The organism is Vibrio sp. 1580, from assembly GCF_033340055.1.
Window position 1 is genome coordinate 415,818 of sequence record NZ_JAWOVT010000001.1, and the last position, 7,018, is coordinate 422,835.

General features: G+C 37.2%; 4 protein-coding genes. 1 reads left to right on the forward strand and 3 read right to left on the reverse strand.

Translation table 11 applies throughout. From position 1 onward, the window contains the following. Window positions 1-435: 435 nt before the first annotated feature. Window positions 436-2,523, reverse strand: coding sequence for a hypothetical protein (locus R7093_RS01945; RefSeq protein WP_318111988.1), 2,088 nt, complete (start codon window positions 2,521-2,523; stop codon window positions 436-438). A gap of 4 nt (window positions 2,524-2,527) precedes the next feature. Continuing rightward, a complete protein-coding gene (locus tag R7093_RS01950; RefSeq protein WP_318111987.1) occupies window positions 2,528-3,352 on the reverse strand; it encodes a hypothetical protein in 825 nt (274 codons plus the stop codon). 230 nt (window positions 3,353-3,582) lie between these two features. On the opposite strand from R7093_RS01950, the gene R7093_RS01955 reads away from it, so the two are divergent. After that, window positions 3,583-3,954 (forward strand): hypothetical protein, encoded by a 372-nt coding sequence (locus tag R7093_RS01955; protein WP_318111986.1) that lies wholly within the window; start codon window positions 3,583-3,585, stop codon window positions 3,952-3,954. A gap of 137 nt (window positions 3,955-4,091) precedes the next feature. On the opposite strand, the gene R7093_RS01960 is transcribed toward R7093_RS01955, so the two are convergent. Then, window positions 4,092-5,672: a hypothetical protein gene (locus R7093_RS01960; RefSeq protein WP_318117464.1), complete on the reverse strand. Its 1,581-nt coding sequence runs from the start codon at window positions 5,670-5,672 to the stop codon at window positions 4,092-4,094. Window positions 5,673-7,018: the final 1,346 nt, after the last annotated feature.

Sequence of the window (7,018 nt, forward strand, 5' to 3'; positions counted from 1 at the left end):
CAATAGTGAAAATTCTGCCATATCGCGCTATATCTCAGCGAAACTGTTAAACCACCGATTTTTTCACTAGTGAAAATTCTGCCATCTCGCGATACACCTCAGCGAAATTGTTAAACTAACAAATAGAATGTAAGCTATTTCAAGTAGTTAATACTTAGTTATTTCGGGGGTTAACGCTAATATTGCAGTTTTGTGTTCCATCCTCTAGGGTCAGAAAATGTATGCACATAAGCCTATCTAATGGCTTCATCGAGATGACAACCAGTTACATCTCTAACAAAACCTATGGCGTAACGCCTCTTTTTATTAACAACAAAACGGATTTCTTCAACTCCATTTCTGCTTGTTACATCAATTACGAAAACACCTTTACATCAACACCTTACTACTCTCAGATTAAGCACTGAATCTCTCTGGTTTAGATCCCCATACTTATCAGCCAACTTTTAGGGGATTTTTTAATTGTAGTTCAGGTTTGGCAGGTGCTGACTTAGGTTCTGGTTCGGGGGTAGTATTCTGTCCAGAGCCACCGCCGATCCCTCTGTCAGTACTATCGTCTAATACCTCCTTCTCTTGCGGTTTAGCTAACTCAATTTGTCTGCTGATTTCGTCCACAGCATCACTAACTGAGATGCCCATAACCTTGTTCAGCAGATCTATAGCATTATAACGACGACCACCAACAATAATGATTAGGTGATTTTTATCATTACGTTCAAATTGAAGAGTATCAAAATCAGGAGCGCGACCAAGAGGCTTAAATCGTTCAAGGATGGCTTTAATCATTTCAGAAGTAACGGCGCTTTTAGCGTGACTACAAATAGCTCCCGCCTTACGATTTACACGCTCTGACAACTCCTTTTCAAAACGGTCTGTGTATAGATTTTTTGGTGGCTCTCTATACCTTGTGTGAGTAGTTAGTTTTGTAGTTCTGACATTTAGCTCTTGCACTTCATCTGAGAGTAAACCTTTTCTCTGTGTTTCCACTGCGCGAGCTACAGCAGCCTTAAACTCATCGCTTGAGCCTTCAGTTGCTTGTATGCTATCCAACGCCCAACCTTTAGCTAGACCCTGTTGCACCATTAGGGCAGCAATTTTATCGAGAGGTGATTTAGAGGATGTGTCGGCTGTGATCATATCTCCATGATCGATGATGTAACACCCCCACTTCTTACTATAGAAATGGTTCTGATCTGGGTTTTCACGAGGTTTGAAAAACTTACCATCCTCAACAAAACCTTTATCGATGTTGGTCTTGTAAATACAGTAAAACTGTCTTTGTTGCCTAGTTAACTCCCTAATAAATCTACGACTCTCATCAATAGCTAATTGCTTATTTTTCCTCACCTGTTCCTCACGTTCTTTTGTGGAACGATTAGGTGATTTAGATAGAAATTTTTTTCTTTTTTCGTCGATTAGATTGCGGCGATACTCATGATTATCTCTAAGATCTACTCGGAAGTTTGCTCCAGAATTGAGTTCACCATCAATTCGCTTACGGCGAGATTTAGCAGAAAGCTTAGGCTCAATCTTATCTGAGAAAACAGAAGTTAGCAGATTTTTGCTAAACGGTGAGGTTGTATCACTCATGAATTCGCTCTTAAACCTTCTGACAGACTCATCAATCGTTGCTTCATTGGACGAGTCAACACGATACTTGTCATAGAGATACTCTAAAAATTCCAGTCCCTCACCTCTCACATTTAGTGAGCGCCACTCCCCTTTACGACCACGACCTTTCTTGCTATTTATCTTAATCTTCAGATAGCGATTGCCTTTAGTGCCTTTGGTTGCGACAGGCGTGATCGGTGATGAGATGGGAGCAATATGCTCAAACTCCATAAGAGACTTGGTTAGTTCTTCTCCAGTTTTAGGTTTACAAGTTTGTAGATGCTCGATCAAAGCTTGCCTAACCTTGTGGCTAGTACTCTTACCCTTTACAGGCGTAACTCGGTCAATTTGTTGTTCTGCGTTTCTCTCCATAACCGTAACTGGGTCTAAAAACCCATAGCGTGCATTAATTTCTGATTGAACAGCCGAGTGATATGACAAATCATTAGGATTATAAAACTCTAATTTTTTCTGAGTCTTATGATCAAGGAGAGATACAGCAACATGTAGGTGAGGCTTGCGACGCTGACCATTTTCATCGAGCATGTGCTTTCTAGTAGGGATATGCATTTCTGCATAATAGTTAAGCTCATCAAGATCACGATGAGGAACATTTGCGCGAAGCACCTCATCAACAATAGCCTTGTGCATCTCATACTGCTCACTGGTCGGTATTTCGCTGTATTTTTTTATATCTGTCTCATCAAAACTGATAGTAATGTGCTTGTACGCTCCATCCCATTTGCTTCTGTATTTTGCAATCCAATTTGCGTCCCGCTCGATGGCCTCTAGCGAGCCATGAATTGGAACTCGTGTATCGTACTCATCCCGATGAACCCCTGTGGTTCTAACTTTACCGTTAACAAGGTAGTCACCGATGCCATTAATGCGCGTTGAAAATCGAATAATCATTTGGTTATTTCTTTTTAACTACTTTTATGTGCTGACCAAGGCTTTCCTCCATCAAAAATTTTAGAGCTGACATTTGTCTATAAATGAGCACAAATTTCATATCTAAACCAGAATACCTTTCTTGTAGTGTTACTAACGCTCTACCAACACTATTTAGGCGTGAATAATAGAACCGCTCAGTCTTAAGAATTAGGTTAATGTAACCAAGATCTACAGGTTGGATTTTGTAGTTAGGTTTTAGCATTAATTTGCATAGTTGCTGGACGGATTCTGTCCCAACCGCCTTGTCATAAAGTTGGCGATAAAGAGACTCAGTGATTCTAAAACTTACAACAGAGCTAGTACTGTTTTTCTCCTCTATCTCTTCATCAAAAATCACATCATCAGATACAACCTTGTCTTCAAAATCATTACCTTCATCTCCAATGTATCGAGTCGAAGATTCTGACTTAGGAAAGTTAGAGTTATGCACTATAAGAAGGTGACAAATTTTTCTAAGACATATTAGGTAATTTGTTAGCTGAAAATCGACCTTTGCTTTTACTGAGTCTTCATTATTAATCATCCCCCAAAATATCTTTGAGAATGAATCAAAATGAGATTTTTCTACTTCCAAAATAGACACAGTCATTAACTCTCTAGATACATCAATAGGAGGAACTATTCTATCAACATCAATCATTCCTCTAGCAAAGATATTTAAGCTTTCTCCATTCAGTAAAAGAGGCTCTAGTTCAGCCTTTAAATTATTGTTGATTCTGAAACCAATAACCTTATTTAAAGTCTCCTTCTTTTTCTTTTGTTTATTTTGACTCTCTTTATTTGTCATAATAGTTATTTATATTTTATTGACGGAGACAATAAATGGGATTTTTAAGGGCCCCCCTTAAAGCACGAGGTTGTTGTTTGCGGATGCAAAAATGTAAACAATCTGGACGTGCCTCCACAATTTCGTTCTCCACCTAACTTAATGGTACTATATTTTTTTGACTACACAAATTAACATATTTGAATCAAAGTTTTGTGGTTACTATAATTAAAGAGAAACGAATAAATATTATGACAAAAAAGAAAGTTTCAATTGATCACCTTAACCTCAATGAGGCGCAAAAAAAAGAGTTTTTGAAGTTGGTTTTGGGTAAGGTCGAAAGTGGTAGACTTAAGCCTATTCAGATTAATAGATTGAAATCGAAATATGAAAATCAACTATTAGAATTCAAAGAAATAATTGATATATATAAATCAAGAGGATTCTCAAATAAACATCTAACAAAACTATTTAAAAGTGGATTTGGTATATCGAAAAAGGATGCTTCGATTTTTATAAATATCCCAGAATATCAACTAGATTTATTTATACAAAAACATCTACCGCAACACACTAGAAAATTCAAAAATAAAATTAAAACTAATGATAATAAAAACAAATAATTACAGACAAGGTATTATAGAGTATCTGCTTAATAACCACATATTACATAAGACTAAAAATGGAAAAATTCATGTTCATAAATTACCTAAAGAATTAATCCCAAAAAAAAAGCCTCCTTAGGAGGCTTTCATTTGCTTTAGAATGGAGGCTCTGTATGCTCAGGCGTGGTGTTAATATTAAAATCTTCTGGCTTTCTAACTATAACTGCACGTACCGTTTTACCATCTAGTTTTATTACCTTAACGCCTTCACCAGATAAGCTCAGTTTACGTATAATTTCGTCCTTCTTTTTGATGTATGTTCCAGCCATGCTTTTATCAAAAATATCTGTAATTATGCCGCCAACCTCTTTACTAGCAGACTTGAGATAAATATAACCCTCAACCATTATTACTGAAGGATGGTTTTTGTATCGCTCGTATCGCTCATAGATGTATGAAGATACTTCTGAAACAACCATATCCAGTCCATCAGATAGACGATTAAACTTCTTATCTATACCATAGCTAGAGAAAAATTCAGCGATGACTCGGTCTGCTTCTATAGCTGCATCAGAACGCCCTAACACCCGTAGGTCTTCTATAATTTTATTGATGGTATGCACTGCATAACTACATACATGATCGCCGTATACAGTCTTACCAACCTCTGCCCATTTTGCTCGGGATTCTATACTTCCTTCTCCAGAAATCATATTGAATCGGTTAGCAAATTGATCTTCTACTCCGTATTCGTTTACTAGGGAACTTACACTCTCTGCTGAGGTGAAAATCTTGGTATAAAGAGGCACACTAACGCTAAGCTGATTTTTGGGAGAAATGGTTATCTCTGAACAAAGTTCTTTAATCTCCGATTTAACAGATTTGAACTCATCAACCCAAAGAATTAGAGCGCGTTTAAATACAGAAAAATCTTTTGCTACTGGAGAGCCAGACATCATTTTTTCCACTTCGGTTACGCTTGTGTTCGCAACTAAACCAACTCGCTTTAACTCATTAAACAAAAAGCCTTTACCCCAATCCGAATCACACTTTAGCCAGAGGTAGCATTTTTTTCTATCGCGAGCGAAACGACTTGCAACAATAAGTTTTAGAAAATCGTCAAACTCAGGAAAATGCATTTTGTAATCATTGATAACATCGTCACGAAGGTCTTCTTCTAAAATCTCACACTCATATGGAATGTGATTAAATCGAACGGTAGCTACGTCAGGTGTTAATCGCATGTAGCTATCCTGAGCAAATATATCAACCTCAATATCAATTCTATCTCGCTGAGAATAATATTTGATGAAGCTGATTAATGATTTTGATGGCACTTCGAGGATTTGTTTTAGTAATGATCTGTACTCAGCCTTCCCGTCAGTAAGGCGGCGAACAGGAGTTTCTACAATACTCTCCAACTCCAAATCGTCAAAAAATGAACCATATCGTCGTGATAAAGCAGAGACCGCTTCACTTCCCTCAAACTGGATGAGAGCACCCTGCTCATTAACTAGATAAATACGTCGATTAGTACTCGAATAAAATGATCCATTAAGCTGACTTTGAAGGGCACGACAATCAATAGGAATATCTAACCAATCGACAGATTCAGGCGAGGTAACACCTAGAAGTTTATTGATTTTGAATTTAATTTCACTCGCAAGTTTGAGAGATTGCGCATCTACCTTATCTATCGAGCTTTCAATAGATACAACATTATTAAGCATTTCCATGACCATCACCAACTCTATTTAGAGACTTACTCATCAACTCATCAACTCATCAATCGCATCCCTAATTAATCTCGAAGCGTTAGGTTGTGTTTTTAGCCAATTTTTTTTAGTAGTGGTTATTCTGACTTTTATGAGTTCAGTTAGTTGGTGTTGGGGTGCGGGATTACCGCCAAAAGAGGTATTATTCATTATTATTCGTTTTTTTTTGGATTTATAGATTCACTAACGAGAGGTGGTTAGTCCCTCGAATATGGTTAAAATTGAAATCAATTTGTGCCCACAAAAAGAAGGTTAGTAATTTTCTTTCTTTGATGTCAAATGTATATGAAATAAAAATTTAGACAAAAAGATACCCACTCAGGAGCGGGTATCTAAGGTTCAATCTATAATCCCAAGCCAAAAACGAGAGATAGTTGCATATTGTCGAGAACCACCTCAACAACAATCAAAGCAACAATGAAATACTACCAACAAAAATTGGAAAAATAAAATTGAGTGTTTTTTCTCTTGGCGAGGAGGAGGTTACAAAAAATGTAACCGCAAACTCCTATATAATTCACGCATATATAAAACGGGTTACAAAAGTTACGTTGGGTTACAACCGATTATATCGATTTGTAACCGAATAAAATATTAAAAATCAATACTTTAACTAAAAGGGTTACATTTTAGAGCAAAATCCATGACTCTATACATTTACTATTTTTATTACTTTCACTTTTCATTTAATAAGAGTAGGTAGGAAAATGTAACCAAGTGGCTCTAACCCTTGTGCAGTAAGGATTTCATCGGTTACATTTTTTTTTCGGAAAAAGTAACCTTTTTATAAGTGTCTGTTTTATATTCTCTTTTCGGTTACAATTTTCACTTAAATGAATGTAACTTTTGTAACCAGTAGGATCTGTTATTGATTATAGAACTAGGATTTTGATGGAAGCGCTTTTGAGTGTACGGAGTCCACTCATAGGGATTTGTACTGTGTTAGTTCCTATCGTCGTAGACTTAGACGATGAGCGATCCTAAAAACACCATAGTTCAGGTGCTAAATGTACCTATCATCACCAGTGTTTAGCGGTTGTGATACCAAAATCACCATAATTCAGGACTGGGTGTCCGACAATCACCAGCCTTAGGCGATGAGCGATCCCAAAATCACCATCGTTCAGGTGCTGGATGTACCTATAATCACCAGTGTATAGCGGTAGCGATCCCAAAATCACCATAGTCAGGTGCTGGATATCCTACAATCACCAGTGTCTAGCGGTTGCTATCCTAAAATCACCATCGTTCAGGTGCTGGATGTACCTATAATCACCAGTGTTTAGCGATAGCGATCCTAAAATCAA

Bases quoted from the DNA above. Each gene is read 5' to 3' on its own strand.
- R7093_RS01945 (WP_318111988.1), bottom strand. From the start codon at position 2,523: ATGATTATTCGATTTTCAACGCGCATTAATGGCATCGGTGACTACCTT.
- R7093_RS01950 (WP_318111987.1), bottom strand. From the start codon at position 3,352: ATGACAAATAAAGAGAGTCAAAATAAACAAAAGAAAAAGAAGGAGACT.
- R7093_RS01955 (WP_318111986.1), top strand. From the start codon at position 3,583: ATGACAAAAAAGAAAGTTTCAATTGATCACCTTAACCTCAATGAGGCG.
- R7093_RS01960 (WP_318117464.1), bottom strand. From the start codon at position 5,672: ATGGAAATGCTTAATAATGTTGTATCTATTGAAAGCTCGATAGATAAG.